General features: G+C 65.9%; 16 protein-coding genes. 15 read left to right on the top strand and 1 reads right to left on the bottom strand.

What is annotated here, in order from left to right:
• Positions 1 to 479 precede the first annotated feature (479 nt).
• The 13 genes from NA5_RS23245 to NA5_RS23185 all read left to right on the top strand — a co-directional run bounded on the left by NA5_RS23245 (position 480) and on the right by NA5_RS23185 (position 19,516).
• Positions 480 to 743, top strand: a complete 264-nt coding sequence (locus NA5_RS23245) for an acyl carrier protein (RefSeq protein ID WP_062989533.1) — start codon at positions 480 to 482, stop codon at positions 741 to 743.
• 3 nt (positions 744 to 746) lie between these two features.
• Positions 747 to 6,791 carry an aminotransferase class III-fold pyridoxal phosphate-dependent enzyme gene (locus tag NA5_RS23240; RefSeq protein ID WP_169811347.1) on the top strand — a complete coding sequence of 2,015 codons (6,045 nt, stop codon included), beginning with the start codon at positions 747 to 749 and terminating at the stop codon, positions 6,789 to 6,791.
• The gene (locus tag NA5_RS41370) at positions 6,788 to 7,627 is read left to right on the top strand and encodes a nucleoside/nucleotide kinase family protein (RefSeq protein ID WP_062989529.1); all 840 of its coding nucleotides are present in this window, start codon (positions 6,788 to 6,790) and stop codon (positions 7,625 to 7,627) included. Before NA5_RS23240 ends, NA5_RS41370 begins: the two co-directional genes overlap by 4 nt.
• The gene (locus NA5_RS23230; RefSeq protein WP_062989527.1) at positions 7,624 to 7,878 is read left to right on the top strand and encodes an acyl carrier protein; all 255 of its coding nucleotides are present in this window, start codon (positions 7,624 to 7,626) and stop codon (positions 7,876 to 7,878) included. The genes NA5_RS41370 and NA5_RS23230 overlap by 4 nt, the downstream gene beginning before the upstream one ends.
• Complete coding sequence (locus tag NA5_RS23225) at positions 7,875 to 9,590, top strand: fatty acyl-AMP ligase (RefSeq protein ID WP_062989525.1); 1,716 nt, start codon at positions 7,875 to 7,877, stop codon at positions 9,588 to 9,590. The genes NA5_RS23230 and NA5_RS23225 overlap by 4 nt, the downstream gene beginning before the upstream one ends.
• A 31-nt stretch (positions 9,591 to 9,621) precedes the next feature.
• Entirely contained in the window at positions 9,622 to 11,025 is a 1,404-nt protein-coding gene (locus NA5_RS23220) for a cytochrome P450 (RefSeq protein ID WP_062989524.1), read from the top strand.
• The gene (locus NA5_RS23215) at positions 11,022 to 13,745 is read left to right on the top strand and encodes a PEP/pyruvate-binding domain-containing protein (protein WP_062989523.1); all 2,724 of its coding nucleotides are present in this window, start codon (positions 11,022 to 11,024) and stop codon (positions 13,743 to 13,745) included. Before NA5_RS23220 ends, NA5_RS23215 begins: the two co-directional genes overlap by 4 nt.
• Positions 13,742 to 15,064 carry an aminotransferase class I/II-fold pyridoxal phosphate-dependent enzyme gene (locus NA5_RS23210; RefSeq protein WP_062989521.1) on the top strand — a complete coding sequence of 441 codons (1,323 nt, stop codon included), beginning with the start codon at positions 13,742 to 13,744 and terminating at the stop codon, positions 15,062 to 15,064. The genes NA5_RS23215 and NA5_RS23210 overlap by 4 nt, the downstream gene beginning before the upstream one ends.
• A gap of 1 nt (position 15,065) precedes the next feature.
• Positions 15,066 to 16,469 (top strand): nucleotidyltransferase domain-containing protein, encoded by a 1,404-nt coding sequence (locus NA5_RS23205; RefSeq protein ID WP_062989520.1) that lies wholly within the window; start codon positions 15,066 to 15,068, stop codon positions 16,467 to 16,469.
• A complete protein-coding gene (locus NA5_RS23200; RefSeq protein ID WP_062989516.1) occupies positions 16,466 to 17,188 on the top strand; it encodes an HAD family hydrolase in 723 nt (240 codons plus the stop codon). Before NA5_RS23205 ends, NA5_RS23200 begins: the two co-directional genes overlap by 4 nt.
• A complete protein-coding gene (locus NA5_RS23195) occupies positions 17,173 to 18,105 on the top strand; it encodes a diacylglycerol/lipid kinase family protein (RefSeq protein WP_062989514.1) in 933 nt (310 codons plus the stop codon). The genes NA5_RS23200 and NA5_RS23195 overlap by 16 nt, the downstream gene beginning before the upstream one ends.
• Positions 18,102 to 18,878: an SDR family NAD(P)-dependent oxidoreductase gene (locus NA5_RS23190; protein ID WP_062989512.1), complete on the top strand. Its 777-nt coding sequence runs from the start codon at positions 18,102 to 18,104 to the stop codon at positions 18,876 to 18,878. The genes NA5_RS23195 and NA5_RS23190 overlap by 4 nt, the downstream gene beginning before the upstream one ends.
• A gap of 164 nt (positions 18,879 to 19,042) precedes the next feature.
• Entirely contained in the window at positions 19,043 to 19,516 is a 474-nt protein-coding gene (locus NA5_RS23185) for an HAD-IIIC family phosphatase (RefSeq protein ID WP_062989510.1), read from the top strand.
• Between the two features lie 57 nt (positions 19,517 to 19,573).
• Here the strand turns inward: NA5_RS23185 and NA5_RS23180 are convergent, their stop codons facing one another.
• On the bottom strand, positions 19,574 to 20,521 hold the full coding sequence (locus tag NA5_RS23180) for an alpha/beta fold hydrolase (protein ID WP_084484361.1): 948 nt from the start codon (positions 20,519 to 20,521) through the stop codon (positions 19,574 to 19,576).
• A 75-nt stretch (positions 20,522 to 20,596) separates the two neighbouring features.
• Between NA5_RS23180 and NA5_RS23175 the strand changes: the two genes are divergently transcribed.
• Both NA5_RS23175 and ilvD read left to right on the top strand, forming a co-directional pair.
• Positions 20,597 to 20,947, top strand: a complete 351-nt coding sequence (locus NA5_RS23175) for a winged helix-turn-helix transcriptional regulator (RefSeq protein WP_062989506.1) — start codon at positions 20,597 to 20,599, stop codon at positions 20,945 to 20,947.
• A 77-nt stretch (positions 20,948 to 21,024) separates the two neighbouring features.
• Positions 21,025 to 22,731 carry a dihydroxy-acid dehydratase gene (gene ilvD, locus NA5_RS23170; RefSeq protein WP_062989701.1) on the top strand — a complete coding sequence of 569 codons (1,707 nt, stop codon included), beginning with the start codon at positions 21,025 to 21,027 and terminating at the stop codon, positions 22,729 to 22,731.
• Positions 22,732 to 22,763: the final 32 nt, after the last annotated feature.

Genomic DNA, 22,763 nt, shown 5'->3' with positions numbered 1-22,763 from the left:
CCCGGCATGAACAGCGCATTTATTGGCAAATGATTCCACACCTCGATGGATGGTCGAATGTGCGAATTGTCCATGACCGCGAATGGCGCAATGAATTGTCTCAGACGCAGTCTCGTCGGGCCCCCTTTTCGGTGGGTGTAGTCGAGCTCCTTGCGTATCGCTGAGTCGAATTAGCGCAATAGTTGCTGAAAGATCTAACCGGCTCTGACCGAACGCTATTCACATTGCCAGTCGTAAATCGGCGGTGTACAGATGTGTGCATGCACCACTGTGATTGCCAACAGTTGTGCGCATGGACGAGATATTGGACGTGACAGTCCTGATTGCCGTATCGGAGGGCAAGTGATCGCAGTCTCGGCTGACAACGAATTCCGCGTTGAACAGCGAGTATTCCTGGCAGGCGCGGTGGATTCGATGGTCTGTGCCCGCGCGGCGCGCACGGTGGACGCGGCAGGTTCGAGCGCGTGGGGCGACGTGCGATGACCGGGTTGAACGACGTCGGTACACGGGTGCGCGAGCTCTTTTCGCGAGGATTACAGGTGCCATCTATCGATGTGAATACACCGTTGCTGGATTATGGCTTGGACTCGGTTCGCTCGGCGGAACTCGTCATCGAACTCGAGCGCACGTTCGGGATCGAGATCTCCGATGCGGAAGCCGCGACCCTGCATACCGCGCGCGACGTAATCGACTGCGTGGTCGCCAAGTCCGCCGTGGAACGTCACTCTGGTATAGGGGCGTAAGTGGTGTCGGCGGGCGTTCTGTTTTCGGAACAAATAAATTCCTCGGCCATTGTTCCCGAAGACGAATTATTCGACGATTTCGCTCGATACAACCGTCCCGGACTGGCTCGGCTGCTCCGTGCGTGCCATCTGGATGTCGTGTACGCGGGTGCCGAAAGTGACTACCTGATCCGGCCGGACGGGACCCGGGTACTGGATCTTGTCGGCGGCTTCGGGGCCGCGCTGTTCGGGCACAACCATCCGACGCTGGTGCGGGTGGCGACCGCGCGGCTGAATCAGCGGACGCCATTCGTCTCCCAGGGCAGTGTCCGGCCCGGGGCCGCTCGACTTGCCCGAAGGCTTTCGGAGGCAGTGGCCGCCGGAAGCGATCGCGAGTACGTGGTGACCTTCGGGTCCACCGGCGCCGATGCGGTGGAGGCGGCGATCCGGCATGCGGCGGTGGCGCATGCACGCGCCCTCGTCGACCTGGAGACCGAACTGCGGCGCACCCTGCGCCGGGTTCGGCGCGACGGGCTGCACGATGTTCGTCCGATCGCCTTGGCCGACAACGAATCCGACGACGACCGCTCGGTCGCCGAGACCCTCACCGAATCACTGCGGGAGATCGACGAATTGCGGCGGCGCGGAGCGGTTTTCGTCTCGCTGACCGGTGCCTTCCACGGCAAGACCGCCGGTGCCTTCGCCCTGACCGAGCAGGCCGACACGCCCGCGGACCTGGTGGTGCCGGGACCGGAGCGACGCAGGCTCGACACCTGGGATCCGGACGCGGTGGCCGATGCGTTCGCCGAGGAACTACGACCGGTATGCCGGATCACCTTCGACGGCTCGGGTCGGCCGGTGCGATCGTGGGCCAGGATCTCGCCGATCGCCGCGGTGTTCGTCGAGCCGATCCAGGGCGAGGGCGGCGTACGCGAGGTTCCGGTCGCGACCCTGCGGGCAATGCGCGAGTTGGCCGATCGGCACACGGCGGCATTGGTATTCGACGAGATCCAGTCGGGCATGGGCCGCACCGGAACCTTCCTCGCCGCATCGCCGTCGCAGGTGAGCGCGGACTACTACCTGCTCTCGAAATCGCTGGGCGGCGGGCTGGTGAAGATCTCCGCCCTGCTGGTCGACCGGCAGCGCTCGATCGCCGACTTCGGGCGGTACCACACCTCGACCTTCGCCGATGACGATCTGTCCTGCGCGGTCGCCGAGGCGGCAGTGGACCTGCTGCGGGACAACCAGATCCGCATCTGCGATACCGGCGCGCGGCTGCGATCCCGACTCGACGCGGTGGCGCGGCGCTGGCCCGAGGAGATCCTCGCCGTGCGGGGGCGCGGGCTACTGCAGGGCATCGAACTGTCGCCGCCGGAGCCGACATCCGCGCTGCTGCGCGAGATCTGCGATCCGGAAATGTTCGGGTATGTGGTGGCCGGGTATCTGCTGCACGTCCACCGGATCCGCATGCTGCCAACGCTTTCCGCGCCGACCACACTGCGCGTCCAGCCCTCGGCGTTCCTCGCCGACGCGGAGCTGGACCGGCTGACGTCGGCCCTCGACGATCTCGCCGCAGTGCTGCACCGTGGCGACTACGCCCGACTGCTCGCGCACCTGGCCGCACCGGTCACCACGAATTGGCCGGTGCCGGAACGCAGGTCGCCATCGTGGCGGCGTGTCCACCAGGTCGCCCGCGACTGGAACGCCCCGACCAGAGTGGCATTCCTCGCCAACCTGCCCGACGCCGCGGATCTGCGCAGATTCGCACCGGAACTGGCCGAATGGTCCGACGGCCGATTCGCCGCACTGTTCGAACGGCTGCGCGGGGTGGCCGAACCCTTCGAACTGACCAGACAGCTCGTTACGTCGCCGACCGGTGCCGCGGTCGAGGTATGCCTGATCGCGGTGCCGATTTCGGCCGAGCAGATCATCGAATGCCAGCGCGCCGGACATCGGGCCTGGCTGCGCGATCTGGTGCTGGAGGCGGTGGAGCAGGCGATCGCCCTGGGCGCCAGCGTAATCGGGCTGGGTGGGTATACGTCCATCGTCACCGATGCCGCACGGGATGTCGTGGAGGACGCCGTCAAGGTGACCTCAGGCAATTCGCTCACCGCGGCCTGTGCCTATGAGGTGGTGCGCGCCGAACTCGCCCGCCTCGAACCGGGGCAGCGCCGGATCGGCATCCTCGGCGCGCTCGGCAATATCGGTGCGGTCATGGCGGAACTGCTTGCGCCGCTCGCCGATTCGGTCGCCCTGGTCGGGCGGACGGGTTCGGCGTCCCGGCTGGAGCGGGTGGCCGCGAGTCTGCCCGGCGTGGTGACGGTCAGTGAGGACCTGACCGCCCTGCGTACCTGTCGCATCGTCCTCACCGCCACGAATTCGGCGGTGCCCGTGGTGACCGCCGCTGAATTGGCCGACGACCATCCGGTGCTGGTGGTCGATCTCGCGGTCCCCGGCGATGTGGCACCCGCGGTATCCCGGCAACCGAATATCACCCTGGTCTCCGGCGGTCGCATGGCACTGCCGCTGGGCCAGACACCCCCGTTTCCCGAAACCGGGCTGCCCGCCGGGGTCGTCTACGCGTGTATGGCCGAAACCGTTCTGCTCGGTTTCGAACCGCGTACGCCGAGCCCGTCTTATGGCGGCCTGACCGCGGCAGGTGTACGCGCCGCGCGCGACCTGGCCGCCCGTCACGATGTGCGCCCGGTTCTGCATCCGACAGGAGCTCCCACTGTGTCCGAAACTTCCACCGCAGCCATACCCGCCCCGATGTTCCTCGGCGCGGCCGATTTCGCATCCGACCGCGCCGGTGGCAAGGCGAGCACCCTGCACGAACTGATCGTGGCCGGATTCGAGGTGCCGCCAGGCTTCGTCATCACCGCCGATCTCGATCTGGCCGAGGTATCCGATGACGATCTGAACGGCTGGGTCCGGGCACTGGGCGGCTTCCCGGTCGCCGCTCGTTCGAGTGGGGTGCTCGAAGACCTCGATGATGCCAGTTTTGCCGGTCAGTACGAGTCTTACCTCGATATCACCGACGTCACCGCCCTGCGCGAACATATCGAGCAGTGCCGAGAATCGGTGCACAACGAGCGAGTTCGCACCTACCTGGCCCGGCGCGGCTATCACGAGGCCGGTGCTTCGGTCGCCGTCCTGGTGCAGCGCATGGTCGACGCGCGTTGTGCCGGTGTCGGTTTCAGCATCGACGCGCTCACCGGCATCGAGGACCACGCGGTCGTCGAAGCCTGCCGCGGACTCGGCGAACGACTCGTCTCCGGACATGTCACCCCGACCAGATACACGCTGCGACTGTTCGACGGCACGGTGGTCGAGCGGGACGCGGGCGATGAGGATGTCGAGCTGAACGCCACCGCCACCGCCGAACTCGCCGCCCTCATGCTCGCGGTGCAGGCGCACCGGCACCGCCCGCAGGACATCGAATGGGCCATCGACGGCGACGGGAAACTGTGGCTGCTACAGGCGCGGGCCATTACCGCGATCAGCTGGCGCACCGATATCGACCAGTTCTCCGACGCCGATCTGCGCGACGGCGGCGTCTCGGCGCGGGTCTGCACGCCGATGATGTTCTCGTTGTACGACAACGCCTTCCAGTACTCGATGCAGCAGTTCTTCGAGCGGCTGAAGCTCGCCGAACCGGGCGTGGAACCGGACTGGATGGCCATGTACTACGGCCGCGCCTACTGGAATGTCAGCGCGGTGAAGAAGTGCTTCTTCCGCATTCCCGGCTTCGACGAACAGCATTTCGACAACGACCTCGGTGTGCTCAACGACTACGGTCCCGATGGTCCGCACCGCACCCCGACGAACACCAAGACCATTGCGCGGGCATTGCCAGCGGCGCTGGCCGTGCAGAAGAGCTACCAGGATCAACTGGCCGCGGTCGACGCGTTCGCGGCGCAGTGGCCTGCGAAATACGCGGTCTGGCGCGAGCGAGTACGCGAACTGCCGCATACCGACCAGGCCACCTTCGTCGCGGATCTGGCCGACTGCCTGCTCACCTTCCACGCCGCCACCGAGCGCACCTACTTCACCACCATCTACAACAACTCCAGCGTGCAGACCGATTTCAAGCAGCTGCTCGACAAGGTGGACGCCGCGACCGGCGCGACCACCTCGGCCATCGATCTGATGGGCGGACTCGCCGATATCAGCCATATGCAGCTGCAACGCGGCATCGTCGAATTGCACCGGGTGGCAAGCGATCACGGCCTCGGCAGTCCCGAATGGACGAAGGCGCTCGATGCCTTCCTCGATGAGCAGGGCTTCCATGCCGACGCGGAACTGGACCTCACCTGCCCGCGCTGGTCGGAGGCGCCCGAGCGGGTGCGCTCGATGATCGCGGGCATGCTCGAACACGGCACGCCACCCGCGGACCCCGATCTGACGCTGGTGGATCAGCGCAAACGCTACGAAGACGAACTCGCGGCGGTGCGCTCGCGGGTGCGGGCCAAGCCGCTGGCGCGGGTGAAGCACGCCAAGGCCTTGGATAAGCAGGTCGAGCGGATGCGCCGGTATCTCGTCGCACGCGAACGCATGCGCGAGTTCTCGTCGCAGTGCTATGCGGTCGTGCGCGCGTATGTCGTCGAGGCCGGGGTGCGCTTGGCCGCGACCGGCACGCTCGAGCAGGCCGACGACGTCTTCCAGCTATCCATCCACGAGCTCTGTGATCTCGCCGCCGGACGGGCGGACATCTCGACGCTCGCACCGCGGATCGCTTATCGCCGTGCGGTGTACGCGGGCTACCGGGACCTGGTGCCGCCGCATGAGCTCGGCGGTGGAGTCACCGTCGGCGCGGTGCGCGAGATCGGCGACGGCGATCTGACCGGACTCGGGTGCAGCCCCGGCATTGCCGAGGGCACCGCGCGGGCGATCACCTCGCTGGCCGATATCGACCAGCTGCGCGAGGGCGACATCCTGGTGACGCGGTTTACCGACCCGGGATGGACGCCCGCGCTCGGGCTGGTTTCGGCCGTGGTGACCGAGGTGGGCGGGATGCTCTCGCATGCGGCGGTCATCGGACGCGAATACGGAATACCGGCGGTGCTGAACGTCGCGGGTGCGACGACAGCGGTCCGCTCGGGTCAGCGGATTCGGGTCGACGGCGGTGCGGGGGTCATCAGCGTGCTGGAGACCGCATCCGAGCCGGTTACGCCTGCGCCCGGTCACAGCAACCACCCGCACGGATTCGATCTCGCGGAACCGGAGCAGGCACGGGAGCGTCCGCGGCCGGTCCCGGACGAGCTGCCGATCCACGAACCGGCACAGGTACAGGAGCGTCCGCGGCCGGTCCCCGACGAGCCGCCGATCCCCGAAACGGATGAGCCCGTCGCGCCTGCGGTGCCGCTACGACCAACTGAGCCCAGGCAACAACCCCAGCCCCCGGAGCATCCACGCCCGGCGGCCACCAGAACGGATGAACCACTGACCGCACGCAAACGCCTGATCTGCATCGCCGGTGCCGACGGATCGGGTAAGACCACCCAGGTGGCCCGCATCGCCGCGGAATTCGAGGCGCAGGGCCAAAGCGTTGCCGCCGTGACCATTTGGGACGCATTCCTCGATCCCAAGGTCTCCTCGAAGCTGCCGTGGCGCAGTCCGGCCGAGATCTACGGCTACCTGAAACTGCTGTCCCCGCTGAGTCGCGCCCACTTCCTCTTCCACGCCATGCAGCTGTCCTTCGACCTCGCCGCCGAACGCGGTCCGGACATCCTGTTGGCGAATGCCTACTGGTACAAGTACTTCGCCACCGAGGTAGCGCACGGCGGCGATCCGGTGGTGCTGCGCAAGCTGGCGGCCGGATTCCCGGAACCCGATCGCACCTTCTACCTCGCGGTGAGTCCGCAGGATGCGTTGGGGCGCAAGCAGTTGCGCAGTGACTACGAGAGCGGCTACGGCGACGAGGAAACCTTCCTGGCCTTCCAGCGACGCAGTCACGATGCGCTGGAGGCATTGTCGGAGGAGTTCGGCTGGATTCGCCTGGACGGCACCGACACACCCGCCGACATCACCAAGGCCGTGCTCGCCCAACTGCGCGAGGACGACCGGTGACCCGACGCGTCGCGATCGTCGGTATCGACGGTTCGGGCAAATCCTCGGTCATGGCCCGGCTGCGCGAATCGGCACCGGACACCGGCTCTTTCGCCTCGATGACCTGTCCGGACTTCCACAACACCAGGAATGTGCCGCTGACCGACCTATCCGAGCAGCTCAAGGCCTTCAGCGTCGGATGCGATGAAATCGGCAGCCTGGAAATGAAGGCCACCGCGATGTATCTGCAGATGACGCTGTTCGGTCCGGTAGAGCGGCACTTCCTGACCACCTGGTCGCCGGACGTGCTGGTATTCGAGCGGCATCCGCTGATCGAATTGTTGGTCTACGGGCCGCTGTATGTCGCGCTGGCCCGCCCGGAATGGAACGGGCACGACCGCGCGGACGAGATCGCGGCCGTGTTGCAGCGCCACCGGCCGGGCACCTTCGAGGACATCCTCGCTTGGCAGCGGTCGGAATCCACGCGCCTGGGCAGCTCCCCGGATATCTGGGAGCTGCTGTCGGAGATCGCGGATCTGGTGCGCCGGGATGTGACCGAATCCGTGCCCGGCTTCGCCGACCGTTTTCGCACCAGATTGCCCGATGCGGTGCTCTGGCTGGACGCACCGCCGGAACAGGCCGCGGCGCGGTGCGCGGAACGCTCCGGGAATGGGCCGAAGGAGGCCCACGAAACAGCAGAGCGGCTCGCGGCCCTGCGTGACGGATATCTACAGGTGCGCGACACCCTCGCGGTGGCCTTCCCCGAAGTGGGTTTCCACCGCATCGACACCGGCGACGGTGTCGATCTCGAGGAGTCGGTCCGCGCCTGCGTGACGGAAGGGAAGTTACTCGGGTGAATACACAGGCAGATACCCCGGCCACCGAGATCGAGGCGCGGGTGCGCGCCATTGTCGGTGAGGTGCTGTGGGTTTCGGCGGACGAAATCGACGCGTCCGCGCAATTGATCGACTACGGACTGGATTCGCCGACCGCTATCGAGCTGACCATTCAGCTGGAGCAGGCATTCGGCATCGTCATTCCGGAAGACGCTGCGGCACAATTGAACACGGTCGGCGAGATCGTCCGTTACGTGCGGGGTGCGCAGTGACGGCATTGGTTCCGGAGCATCCGACCATCGTGCACGCGCTACTTGCCAATGCCGAGCGTGCGACATCGGCGCCATCCACCATTTTCGTACCGGAGCGCGGCGACGCCGACGGTGAAATCGCCTGGCGGCACGACGACCTCGCGACCGCGGCGGGCAAAACCGCGGCCGCATTGGCCGCCGAGGGGGTCCAGCCGGGAGATCGGGTGATGCTGTGTCTGCCCACCTCCCCGGAGTTCGTCACGGCGTTCTTCGGTGCGCTGATGCTCGGCGCGGTGCCGACCGCGGTCGCGACGCCGGGCGGGTTCGGTTCGGCGGATATCTTCCGCGACAAGTTCACTCGGCTACTCGGTTATCTGGAACCCGCGGCGGTGGTCGCGACCCGGTCGGTGCTCGCAGGGGGAGCACTGCCGGACGTCGTGGCCGCCATCGATGGCGATGTGCTGCACGCCTGGGCCTGTTCACCGGACACGCCGACGCTGCCACCGAGACTCCCCGAACCAGGGGATCTGGCATTCATCCAGGCGACCTCCGGTTCGACGGGGACGCCGAAGGGGGTGCAGATCACCCACGCGAATCTGGCCGCCAACTGCGAACAGATCGCACAGGCGGCCGCGATGGGGACGGGCGATACCTGGGTCGGCTGGCTGCCGCTGCATCACGATATGGGGCTGATCGGCGGGTTCCTCACGCCGGTATTCCGTGGTATCGATGCGGTGCTCATGCCGCCGAGCCGATTCCTGCGCAGCCCGGGGGATTGGTTGCGTGCCGTTGACCGGTATCGCGGAACATTCACGGCCGCACCGAATTTCGCGTACGGATACGCGGCGGCGCGGGTTACCGACGCCGAACTCGATGGTGTGGATCTGTCGAGTTGGCGGTTCCTGTTCTGCGGTGCCGAGCCGATCCATCCGCCGACCGTGCAGAGCTTCGTCGACCGTTTCGCGGCCTGGGGACTGCCGAATGACGCGCTGGTCCCCTGCTACGGTATGGCCGAGGCATCCCTGGCCGTCACCGTGAACCGGCCGCACGCGCCGGTCGCCTACGACTCGGTGTCACGCCGGGCACTCACCGGAAACGGTGTGGCCCTGGATATTCCGGAAGACGACCACGATGCGATGCGTATCGTCGACTGCGGCGCACCGCTGCCCGGCACCGAGGTACGCATCGTCGGCGAGGGCGGCGCTGTCTGCGGTGCGGACGTGGTCGGTCGCATCCAATTCCGCGGCCCGTCGATGACGCTCGGTTACTTCCGGCTGCTGGAAGAGACGGCGGCCGCCAATCGGGACGGCTGGTGGGACACCGGCGATATCGGCTATCTGCGCGACGGTCGGCTGCGCATTACCGGCAGGCACAAGGATCTGATCATCATCCGCGGCGCGAACTACCTGCCGACCGATTTCGAGCTCGCCGCACAGGAAGTCGCTGGTGTACGCCTCGGCGGTGTCGCGGCTGTCGGTCACGCCGATACCGCAGGGCTCTCGGAGGAGTTGCATCTCATTGTCGAATCCGATGCGGAGGCGACCGAACACGATGCGTTGCGCCGAGCGGTGCGGGTAGCGGTGAGCAAGCGTACCGGTGTGCTGCCCGCCGGGGTCCGGGTGGTGCCGCCGCGCAGCATCCCGAAGACGACGAGCGGCAAGGTGCAGCGCGCGGAGGCCCGACGGCTGTTCCTGGTCGAGGGCGATCTGGTCGGCGCGGGGGGCGTGGGATGAGCGTGCATCCGAGCGCCAGCGAGGCGCAGTCATGAGCGTGCAGCCGAAGTTCGGCGGCCGTCGACTCGGCGGTCCCGCACTGCGACACCCACTGGGTGCGTATCCGGATTACCGAGCCGACCCGCTCACGCTGTTCTACGAGCAGGCCGTCGCACACGGTGGCAGCGTCCGGCTGCGACTGGTGCATCAGCAGCTGCATCTGCTCGTCGAGCCGGAGCACATCAATCAGGTGCTCGTCGCCAATGCGGCGAAGTACGAGAAGGGCATCAGCTATCAGAGTCTGAACTACCTGCTCGGACCCGGACTGCTGACCAGCGGCGGTGAGCTCTGGAAGCGCCAGCGCGCTCTGATCAAACCCGCGTTCTCCCGCCGCCACGTGGATACCGAGATCCCGCTCATGGTCGAGTGCGGACAGCGGATGCTCGATCGCCTCGACGCGTACGCCGCGACGGGTGCGGCCTTCGACCTGGTCCCTGAAATGATGGGCTTCGCGGCCGATGTGGTGTGCCGCGCGGTGATGGGCTCCGATATCGATGGCGTACTGCCGCAGATCGAAGACGATGTGCGCGAAGGTGTTTCGTGGGTGATGCGGCACATGGCCGCACCCATCCAGGTGTCACCGACGGTGCCGACACCGGCCAACCGCCGTTTCCATGGCGTCCGGGAACGCCTACATCGCGTGGTGGACAGTGTTATTCAACGGCACCGGGACGCCGATACCGAAGCGACGTCCCTGCTGGCCCGACTCCTTGCGGCCCGCGATGATGCCGGGCACGCCATGGATGACGCGCAACTGCGTCACGAGGTGCTCACCTTCCTACTCGCCGGACACGAGACCACCGGCGGCGCGCTGGCGTGGACCATTTACGAACTCGCCTACAACCCGGCGGTGCTCGCGCGGGTCCGCGACGAGATCGATATCGCACTCGCGGTGACCGACGGCGTCGACCGGGCACTGCCAGCATTGGAGCTGACCGGGCGCGCGATCGACGAGGCCATGCGCCTGCACCCACCGGCGTGGGCATTCAGCCGCACCGCCATCGAACCGGACAGCTTCGACCGCTTCGATCTGCGACCCGGCGCGATCGTGGTGATCAGCCCGTTCGTGAACCATCGTTTCCCGGAATTCTGGGACTCACCACTGACCTTCGATCCCGACCGGTTCACCAAGGACCAGACCAAGGCCCGTCCACCGTTCCGGTATTTCCCGTTCGGCTGGGGCGCGCATCTGTGCGTCGGCCAGCATATGGCGCTGATGGAGGTGCGGGTCGGCATCGCAATGCTGTTGGCCCGCTATGACATCGAACTCGTCAACGGGATGCGGGTGCGGGAGAACCCGGAGATCTCCAATACCCCCGATCCGGTACTCGTGCGGCTCACCCGGCGTGCGTCCGCGGTGCCGAAGGTCGAGACCATGCAGGAGGCCGCGCAATGACCGGAACAATAGTCAGCGATATCGCACTGGCGGCCGATGCGACGATGGCGGCGCAAGTGGGTGCCAAGGCCGCGAATCTCGGCAGGTTGGTGGCGGCGGGCCATCGGGTGCCACCGTTCGTGGTGCTCGGCGCCACCGCTTGTGCGCGCATCCTCGGACCGATCCGTGAACCCATTGCCGCGGCGCTGGTTTCACTCGAACACACCGACCCCGCGTCGTTGCGTGCGGTGTCGGGGGAGATCCGCAGGATCATCCTCGATCAGGAAATCCCGGCGGATATCGACACCGAGCTGGCCGCGGGTGTACGCGAAATCGTTGATCGCACAGCACAATCCGGTGCGCGGCTGGCGGTGCGCTCGTCGGTGAGCGGCGAGGATTCGGCGACCGACTCCTTCGCGGGCCAACTCGACACCTTGCTCAATATCGCCCCGGCCGATGTATCGGTGGCCGTGCTGGAGGTGCTCGCCTCGGCCTATTCGGAGCGGTCGCTGTTCTATCGAGCACATCGTGGACTGGACAACACCGAGATCGACTGCGCCGTCCTGGTTCAGGTGCTGATCGACAGCGCGGTCTCCGGTGTCGTCTTCAGCTGCAACCCGCAGACCGGCGACCCGGACGAGGGCGTCGTCTCGGCGGCGCTCGGTCTGGGCGAAGGCGTGGTCGCCGGAACCGTCGAATGCGATACCTATTTCGTCGACACCGCCGCGCGCAGGGTGGTGTCCCGTTCGGTGGCCGAGAAGCAGAGCCGGGTCGTGGTCGCGGGCGATGGTTCCGGCACGGTCGTCGAACAGATCGCCGCCGTCACCGATCAGGCACTCGCCGACGCGCAGGTGCTCGAACTCGTCGATACGGCAACGGGATTGGCCGAATCCTTCGGCGCGCCACAGGATATCGAATGGGCCTATGACTCCGATGGCGTGCTGTATCTGCTCCAGGCCCGTCCCATCACCGCGACCGGTGCCCGCGAAACGATCTTCGACAACGTCAATGTCGCGGAGTCCTACCCAGGTCTGTCCAGCCCACTGACCTTCTCGATCCTACGAAACGCCTATGAGCAGGTATTCCGAGCCTGCCACAAGGATTTCGGTGCCACCGATGCCATCGTCGAACGCAATGCCGCGAGCCTCTACCCCTATCTGGTCGGCACCGCGCACGGCCGCATCTACTACAACATCAGCAACTGGTACCGGCTGTTCCTGCAGATACCCGGCATGGAGTTCGCCATCGAAGGCTGGGAGGCGGCACTCAATATCGAGAACCGCTACCAGCGACCGGCCGCGCCGAAACACGGTCTGGCCCGGGCCCAGATGTATCTGCTGCGTTTGCGTATCGCCGCCATCATTGCCGCTGGCTGGTTGCGGCTACCGCGACGGCTGCGCGCGTTCTTCACCGAACTCCAGAACTTCACCACCGATCTGGACCACCGACTGAACTCGGAAACACCGGAGCGGGAACGGGATCCGGAGGCACTGCTGGAATGGATGGAACGCTGCCTGCACGAACTCGTGCCCGCCTACGCGGTACAGATCTTCAATGACTTTCTGGCCCAGCAGATGTTCCACGTCGTCGGTCTGCTGCTGGAACGCGAAGGCCTCACCGAAACGGCCGCCATCACCTTGCGTAACGAATTGTTCTGCGGCGAAGAGGGTGTCGACAGCGTGGACCCGGTCCGCTCGGCGCTCGCATTGACCGCGATCGTCCGGACCGATGCCGCGCTGCGTGAGCTGTTCGAGGGACCGTTGGAACCGCATGAGGTGTGGAAAGCGCTATCACAGCCCGAATTCGCCGAGTTCCACAGCGCGTGCCTGCGGCATATCGCATTGTTCGGCGACCGCACCGTCGACGAGCTGAAGCTGGAAACCGATCCGCTCGGTGAACATCCGGAGCGACTGGTTCCTATGCTGCGCAACTACCTGCGTGGCGGTCAGAACATCGACGAGATGGCGGCCCGCGAGAAGCAGATCCGGCACGAGGCGGAACGCACCGCTGCGAAGCTGTTCCGTGGCAAGCTGCCGCAACGGTTGGCATTCCGGTTCGCCCTCGGCCGCGCGCGCGAGCACGTGAAACAGCGCGAGAATATGCGGCTGGGTCGCAGTCGCTCGTTCGGCCTGGTCAAGCGTGTTTTCCGGGAGTACGGCAGGCAGCTGCACGCGGCCGGATTGCTCGATGACCCGCGCGATATCTTCTGGCTCACCTACGAGGAGATCGCGGCCCTCACCCGGGGCACCGCGGTCGACACCGATGCGGCGCGCACGGTCGCCACCCGCAAGAGCGATCACGAGCGGTGGCGCGCCGAGCAGCTGCCGTCGCGGATCGTCACGGCCGGAATCGCGGCCGTCGGCATCAATGATCCGACCTTCGACCATCCCGCCTCGACCGGGGACTCCGGCAGCGTGCTGCACGGAATCGGCTGTGCGCCAGGCCGAGTCGAAGCCCCCGCGCTGGTGTTGACCACTCCGGAGCCGGATGTGGTCGTCGACGGTCAGATCCTCGTCGCATCCAGTACCGATCCCGGTTGGGTCTTCCTGATGGTGGCCGCCGGGGGATTGGTCAGCGAGAAGGGCAGCCCGCTCTCACACACCGCCATTATCGGCCGCGAACTCGGCATACCGACCGTCGTCGGCGTTCCGGGCATCACCCGGCTGGTCGCCAGCGGGGATGTGCTGATTCTCGACGGCAAGGCCGGAACCGCAACCATCGTTCAGGAACACAGCTCATGACATCCACCGCAGCCGCACCGCACGAGACCGCGCACGGCGAGAACTTCAGCCTCGAGCACTACCTCGATCCCGCCGCGCACACCTTCGAACAGCGCTTCGAAGAATTCCGTCCCTACGTCGCAAACGCACGCGGCACCGGATTCGTCCTGCGTGAGATCACCGGACCGGCGGGACCGGTGGTACGGGTTCGCGATCCCGACGGAGGCACGGTTCGCGACCTGATCATGTTGGGGTCGAACAACTACCTCGGCCTCGGCAACGAACCGGAGATCGTCGAGGCCGCCGTCCGGGCCGTGCGCGAATTCGGTGTCGGCCACGGCGGACCGCCACTGCTCAACGGCACCACCTCGGTGCACCGGCGGCTCGAGGAACGCCTCGCCGAGACCAAGGGCTGCGAATCCGCGCTGGTGTTCTCCTCCGGCTACGCCGCCAATGTGGGCTGGGTGACCGGCCTGCTGCGCAAGGGCGACATCCTGCTCTATGACGAGCAGAGCCATGCCAGCCTCTACGACGGCATCCAACTCGGGCGGGTCCGCTCGATGGCCTTCGAGCACAACGATCTCCGGCATCTGCGACACCGGCTCATGCAGATCCGCTGGCGCAATCCGGGCGCGAATATCGTGGTCGCCGTCGAGGGCGTGTATTCGATGGACGGCGATATCGCGCCACTGCCGGAGATTCGGGCGCTGTGCGATTCGTTCGGGGCCTGGCTGGCCATCGACGACGCGCACGGCACCGGTGTGCTCGGCGCGAAAGGCCATGGCACCGCTGAGCATTTCGGCATGGGGGCCGGATCGGTCGAGCTGTATATGGGCACCTTCTCGAAGGTTTTCGCCACCACCGGCGGCTTCGTCGCCGGTTCGAAGGATCTGGTGGATACGCTGCGGTTCTTCGCGCGCTCGTACATGTTCTCGGCATCGCTGGCGCCCGCGGTCGTCGCCTCGGTACTCGCCGCCATCGATTTCATCGACGCGCATCCGGAGCGGATCCGCCAATTGCACGACAATGTCGACTATTTCGTGCGCGAGCTGCGTCGAATGGGTTTCGCTGTCGATCCGCAGACCGCGATCATCCCGCTCCTGGTGCCGCAGCGCCTAGCCGTCGCCGAGGTCGTCGCGGCGCTGCACGCCGAGGGGGTCTTCGTCAACGGCGTCGAATTTCCGGCCGTTCCGCGCGAACAGCAGCGACTGCGGGTCAGCATGATGGCCACCCTCAGCCGCGATCAGCTGGATTTCGCGTTGGCGAAGATCTCGGCCGTCGCCCGCCGCTTCGCCTTCCATCCCGAACAAATCGGTTCGACCGAAGAAGGAATCCGCTGATATGACCGGAACCGCAATCGCCGCGGGCGGCACGGCTTCGGAACGGCTGCTGGTGCACGCGGCACTGGCCGAGCCGAGCTCGGACGAGCGGGCCGCATTGGCGAAGCTCGCCGACGAGGTCACCGATTGGGCCGAGGTTTTCGAACTCGCCGAGCTCAATGCGACCGTTCCGCTGGTGCAACGCCGCTTGGAATCCGAGCAGCTCTACGACCTCGTTCCCGAACTGGTGCGCGCGCAATTCGCCAGCGTCACCGATCACATCGCCGCCGTGAACGATCGACGCCTGACCGGTGCTCGGGAACTGTTGCGTCGCCTCGACGAACGCGGCGTGCGCTGTGTCGTGCTCAAGGGCATGTTGTTCTCGGCGGAGATCTACCACGACCCGCGCTACAAGCGCATGAACGACCTGGACATCCTCGTCGAACTCGACCAGGTCGACACCGTCATCGAGATCTACCGGGAGCTCGGCCTTTTCGCCACCTCCGAACTGCTGGGCAAGGCCCCGAAGGTCCGCGCCGAACGCTCACACCATCTGCCGTCGTTCGTCTCTCGCGACGGAGCGCTTGTCGTCGGAACGCACTGGGGCCTGATCACCCCGCTGGCCCCGTACACCGTCGACTACACCGCGATCTGGAAGCGCGTGCGGCGCATCGACTTCTACGGTGTGCCCGCGTGGGCCATGTCGCATGCGGACAACCTGCACCACCTCGGAATCCACCTGCCCTACTACAAGACCGGTGTGCGCGAGCTCGCCGACATCTGGAACCTGGCCCGCCACGCCGACGACCTCGACTACGACCTGCTGGCCGGTGAAATCGCCAAGGCGGGCAGCGAAAGCCTGATGTACCACGCCCTTTCGCTGGCCGATCGGCTCGTTCCGATACCGGAGTTCGCGGCATTGATCAGCTGGATCGAACCGAGGATCAACCGCTTCACCCGCTACGACACCGCGCGCAAGACCGCCGATATCCATGCCCTGCTGCGCAGCCGCTCCACCCACACCGCACGCATCGAAAAGGCCTACACCGAATTCAATATGACCGCCCTCGCGAACGAGAAGCGCGACCGCTTCGGTCGCCTGTGGTCGGACCTGCTGCTGGTGCCCGGTGTTGAGGCGCGCAAGATGAGTTCGCTGCGCAACCCGTCGCCGCTATCGGCTCTCGGCGCACGCATTTCCGCCCCCTACCGGCTGACCAGGGTCTTCCAGCGTGACCTGGGCCGCTGGCTGTTTCCGGCGGCTTTGGCCAAGACCGTCTTCGATCTCGGTGCCGCATATGGTTCGGAACTGGCGAGCCGGGCCGGAATCGGGACGACCGCGACCGAACGTCCTGGCATCGACGAATACGCGGCACAGTTGGGCCTGACCCGCGCGGATCTACAAGCGGTACTGGACAGTCAGGAATGAACCGCATAGTGCTGTGGGACCTGGACGGCACCTTGGTGCGATTGCATCGCCGCCGATTCAAGGCGCTGATGCCGCTGGCGGCCGCGCAGGCATTTCGCGAGTTGACCCCGCCGCATCGGTTCCTGCGTGTGCTGTCCGGCGTGCTGAAGCAGGTGCGGGCCAATGACACCGAGCACACCAACACCGACCTGATGGTTCGACTGCTCGCCGAACGGCTCGGCGTCGAAGCCGATGCGGTGGCGGCTCGCCTGAAGAGTCTGGCGGAGACGGGTTTTCCGCGCCTGCGCCATTGTTTTCCACCGGAGCCGTCGGCATTGGACACGGTGACCCGGCTCCGAGAAGTCGGCACCGTACAGGTCGTTGCGACCAACCCGCTGTGGCCGGACAGCACGGTCACCACCCGGCTCGGCTGGGGCGGCTTCGACCCGTCCGCGTTCACCTTTCGGACCAGCGGCGAGAATATGTGCCGCTCGAAACCACGCATCGAGTTCTACCGAGAACTCCTGGATCGGCTCGGTGCGGAACCGGGGGAGTGCGTGATGATCGGCAACGACGCCGCGAACGACGCACCGGCAGCGCGAATCGGAGTTCCCGTCTTTCTGGTGAATGTGCCGGAACATGCTGTCCCACAGGAATATTCGAGCCTGGTACGTACGGGGGATTGGCCTCGGCTGCGCGAGTGGCTCGGAATCGAGGAGGAATCATGCTCGTCGTCCTGAATCCACAGTCCAATGCCGGGACGGCGTTGCAGCGGTGGCGTCCGGTAGAAAGCGTGCTGCGCGAGCGGTATAGCGATCTGACCGTCGAAATGCCCAGTGACGCGGAACAAGCGATGAAGCTGGTCCAGGCGAGTTTCGAGTCGGATCCACCCGAGGTGATCGTCGCGGCGGGCGGCGACGGCATGGTCAACCTTGTCCTCAATGCGATCATGGACCCGTCGACGGATCGACCACGGCACGGGGCAGGATCGGTCGCACTCGGCGCGATCGGTCTCGGCAGTTCCAACGATTTCCACAAACCTGGGCGAACCCGCATCGCCGATATCCCGGTCCGGCTCGGTGCGCCCGAATTGGTCGACGTCGGCAAGGCCACCATGCTGCTCCCGGACGGCACCCGTACGGTCCGCTACTTCCTGCTCAATGCGAGCATGGGTCTCGTTGCGGCAGGCAATCATTCGTTCAACAACGCGCGCGGGCCGATCGGCTGGCTGAAATCCCGCAATGTCGAGGCGGCCATCATCGCAACCGCGCTGAGCAATATCGCCACCCACAAGCCACTCGCCATCCAACTGCGCGGATCCGACTGGGTACACACCGCACCGATCACGAATGTCGGTGTGCTCAAGAGCATCCACTTCGCCGGGGGCATGTATTACGACACACCAGTCACCCACACGGACGGCATGTTCGATGTGAATATCTGGGAAGCCGCCGGTCGGGCACGGATTCTGGGGCTGATCGCGGGTCTTTACCGCGGTAGATTCAGGGGTTCCGCACTCGCTACCTGCGGTCGGGACACCGCGGTGGAAATGCGCCCCGCCGCACCGGCGCCGCTCGAATTGGATGGCGAGATCACGATTGTGGAATCGGCGCGCCTCGAGGTGCTGCCCCGCGTGTTGCAGGTGTGTGCGCTGTGACCGTCGTCCTGGTGACCGGCGCTGCCAATGGTATGGGCGCGGCGACCGTCGAATACCTCGCGCGCGTCGGCTATACCGTCGAGGGCGGCGACAAGGTCGCGCGGGCTGGTGTGAGTGCGGTCGATGTCCGTGACAGCGAGGCGGTGCGGAGTTGGGTTAAATCCGCGCACGCACGGCACGGCGGCATCGATGCGGTGGTCACCTTCGCCGCCTACGGCATTGTCGGTTCGGTGGAGGAGACCGATCCGGACGAGGCCGCCGCCCTCATCGATACCAATGTGATCGGCACCCACCGCGTGCTGCGCGAAGTGCTGCCGATCATGCGTGCGCAGGGCCACGGACGGGTGATCCTGGTGAGCTCCGGTGCGGGCGCGATCGCCGAACCCTACGGCGGCTGGTACTCGGCCAGCAAGGCCGCCATCGAACGTCTCGGCGAGGCGATGCGGATGGAGACCGCCGGTCTCGGTATCCACGTCTCGGTGCTCGCGCCGGGGTGGACGGTGACACCCATCATCGATTCCGCTGCGCGCGTTGCCGATCCGATCGAGGCATACACCGCCGATCGGACTTCGGTGCTGGCGCGCGTCACCGGATATCTCGAGGACGGACAGTCCGCGGAGACGGTAGCCAGAAAAGTGCGGACAATCCTGGAAGCAGCCGAACCGCGGCAAACCTACCTGTGCGGCAGCGACGTTCGGCTCTCGTTCTGGACCCGACGATTCACGCCCGCTCGGGTCTACGAACGGCTCGTCCGCCGCTATTACGGCTTTTGACAGGAGCATTCACCGGCGATATCGGTATTATCACCTCGGCCGCATGGGTTCCCGAGAAAGTGGGGGCTTGTCCGGCACGTGCCGTTCGCTGGATGGTTTGCAGTAGCCCGTCCGCCGACGACACGGCAGCAGAGGCAGCGATGACCAACCGATAGGAGCAGGCGATGGCACCGGCTCTGCGATGTCTTGTCTGGGAATTGGACAACACCATCTGGGATGGTGTCGTCTGCGACGCGACCAGCGGCGCACCACGCCCCGCCGCCCTGCGCACGCTGCTGAAGCTCAGCGACCGCGGCATCTGGCACGCCGTTGCCAGCCGCAGCGACCGCGACCTCACCCTCAAAAAGCTCTACCGGTACGGGCTCTACGACATGTTCTCGGCCATCGAGATCGGTTGGGGCCGCAAATCGGCGTCGGTGTTGCGGATCGCGCACACCCTCGGCTTGGAGCTGGACACCATCGGGTTCATCGATGCCGAACCGGTGGAACGAGCCGAGGTCACCCGGGCACTCCCACGTGTGCGCTGCTACGCCGCCCGCAATGCCGATGTACTGCCCGCACTTCCCGACTTCCGCCCGGTACTGCGCACGGGCCCGTCACCCACGCCGCCCATGGGTTTCGCGAGCGTCAGGGGGTGATGCCCCCGCCCCGCGAGGGGATCAAGATCAGGCGGAAGCTGTGGCGGCACCCGCCGATCACTGATCGCCTACGGTCACTGATCCCTGGGAATCAATCGTCTGGTCGATGCATTGCTGTGGGGTTGGGCCGATCGAATCGACATCGGCCGCAAGAAAATCCGTGAGCAGGCGGAGCAGGTGAGTGGTGCCGTCCAGTGGAATGATGTGTCCACAGTCCGGAACCACGTGGGCGACAAGGTCATCGGTGATCGGACGTAGTTGCCGTGCCAACGCGTCGCCGACCGGATGTGCGCCGACGGCCATGGTCGGCACGGTCAGCCGCCCGGTTGCGACGGCCTGTTCGATCTGGCTCGCGCTTTTGGGCATCGCCCGGTAGTACGCGAAGGCGCAGCGCAGCGCCTCACGTCCGGTGTAGGCGGTGACGAAGGCGTCCCGAATGTCTCCGGGTATACCGCGCCCATGGGTTCCGGTAGTGAGAAACCAATCGATGTAGGCGGATTCGTTTCCGGCGAGCACGGTTTCGGCAAGTCCGGGTACCGCGTGGAAGCCGAACCACCAGGGTGGGCCACCCGCGAGGAAGTCCTCGGCGCCGGGTAGAGCGCCTAACAGTGATTCCATGAGGACGAGCTGACGCACACGTTCGGGCCGCCGCATGGCCAAAAGGAATGCGGGTGGTGTACCGGCATCGATCGCGATCACCGTCGCGTTGGGCTCCGCCAACGCGTCGAGCAGGCCTTCGGCATCCGCGGCGAGCGTATCTGCGTCATAGCCATCGGTTGCGCGGGTGGCAGCACCGAGCCCGCGCAGATCCGGCGCGATGACGCGATACCGCTGCGCGAGCGGTCCGATCACCGCGTGCCACAGCTGCCAGGTGTGCGGAAAACCGTGCAGCAATAGCACGGCCGGGCCGTTCCCGGCGATCGCGACCTCGGTGCTGATGCCATTGGTTTCGATGTGCCGTATCGAGATATCGGAAGACATTGCCTGCTTCTTGATAGTCACCATTGGTTACCACCTGACAGTAGGTAACGTAGGTAGCACTGCCAAGACGGCACTTTCACGACAGGTGGTGAGGTCCAGGTGACTACCCGCGGCGATCTGTTCGACCCCGGCTGCCCGACGCGTCGCCTCTTGGACCGCATCGGTACCAAATGGGTGTCCATGATCGTCAAGACGCTTGCCGAGGTGTCCCCTGGCGAGCTGGGTTTTGCCGAACTTCGGCGACGCATTCCGGGCGTATCCCAAAAAATGCTCTCGGTCACCCTGCAGGGCCTCACAGTAGACGGCCTGGTCGCCCGCCGCGTCGAGCCAACAGTCCCACCCCGCGTTCACTACCGCCTCACCGACCTTGGCCTCTCCCTGGAAGTGCCGCTCTCGGCACTGCGCATGTGGGCGGAGGAGCATATGGCCGAGATCGATCGGCACGGCTGAGCCCGCGATGGTTGAATCGCCGGGCTGATCGGCGTGGTCGGCAGCGGGTGGGGATGTGGGCGGGGAATGATGTGGCCATGGTGAATGATCCGAACGGTCCCGATATCAAGCCGCGTAGTCGCGATGTCACCGATGGTCTGGAGAAGACGGCCGCGCGCGGCATGCTGCGGGCGGTCGGTATGGATGACGGCGACTGGGGCAAGTCGCAGATCGGTGTGGCCTCTTCGTGGAACGAGATCACGCCGTGCAACCTGTCGCTGGACCGGCTCGCCAAGGCGTGCAAGGAGGGGGTGTTCGCGGGCGGGGGGTATCCGATGGAATTCGGAACCATTTCGGTCTCCGACGGCATTTCCATGGGACATGAGGGCATGCATTTCTCGCTGGTATCGCGGGAGGTGATCGCCGACAGCGTGGAAACCGTGATGCAGGCCGAGCGGCTCGACGGTTCGGTGCTGCTGGCCGGATGCGATAAATCCCTGCCCGGCATGTTGATGGCGGCGGCGCGACTGAACTTGGCGAGTGTGTTCCTCTACGCGGGCTCGATCCTGCCCGGTATCGCGAAACTCAGCGATGGCAGCGAGCGCGAAGTGACGATCATCGATGCGTTCGAGGCGGTCGGGGCCTGCTCGCGCGGTCTGATGAGCCGCGAGGACGTGGACGCCATCGAACGGGCCATCTGTCCGGGTGAGGGCGCCTGCGGCGGCATGTACACCGCCAACACCATGGCGAACGCGGCCGAGGCATTGGGTATGTCGCTGCCCGGCAGTGCGGCGCCGCCCGCGACCGATCGACGTCGTGACGGTTACGCGCGGCGCAGCGGTGAGGCGGTGGTGGAATTGCTGCGGCGGGGAATCACGACGGGCGACATTCTCACCAAGGAGGCCTTCGAGAACGCGATCGCGGTGGTCATGGCGTTCGGCGGCTCCACCAATGCCGTACTGCATCTGCTCGCGATCGCCCACGATGCGAAGGTCGATCTGTCACTCGAGGATTTCGCGCGCGTCGGGCGTCGGGTGCCGCACCTCGCCGATGTGAAACCGTTCGGGCGCCATGTGATGACCGATGTCGACCGGATCGGCGGCGTGCCGGTGATGATGAAGGCACTGCTCGACGCCGGACTGCTGCACGGGGATTGCCTGACCGTCACCGGCCGAACGGTCGCGGAAAACCTCGCTACCATCGCGCCGCCGGATCCCGACGGAAAGGTGGTGCGGGCCATGGCATCTCCGATCCACCCGACCGGCGGCATCACCATCCTCGCCGGATCGCTCGCGCCCGGCGGCGCGGTGGTCAAATCGGCAGGCTTCGATTCCGACGTATTCACCGGTACCGCACGGGTTTTCGACCGTGAGCGAGCCGCGATGGATGCGCTCGAGGACGGCACGATCACGGCAGGCGATGTGGTGGTCATCCGCTATGAGGGGCCCAAGGGCGGTCCCGGTATGCGCGAGATGCTCGCGATCACCGCGGCCATCAAGGGTGCGGGCCTCGGCAAGGACGTGCTGCTGCTCACCGATGGACGCTTCTCCGGCGGCACCACCGGTCTCTGCGTCGGTCACGTCGCTCCCGAGGCGGTCGATGCTGGGCCGATCGCCTTCGTCCACGACGGCGACCAGATTCGCCTCGATGTCGCCGCGGGCACCCTCGACCTTCTCATCGACCCGGAAGAACTCGACCGCCGCCGCGAAGGCTGGAAACCGCTGCCGCCCCGCTACACCCGCGGCGTGCTCGCCAAATACTCGAAGTTGGTCGGCTCGGCCTCCTACGGTGCGGTCTGCGACTGAAGTGGGAGTCAGTCGACGGCCGATGCCGTTGG

It is taken from the genome of Nocardia anaemiae NBRC 100462 (genome assembly GCF_001612725.1).
In the GTDB taxonomy this organism is placed as follows: domain Bacteria; phylum Actinomycetota; class Actinomycetes; order Mycobacteriales; family Mycobacteriaceae; genus Nocardia; species Nocardia anaemiae.
The sequence above is the reverse complement of the archived record's forward strand: the minus strand, read 5'-3'. Positions and strand labels throughout refer to the sequence as shown.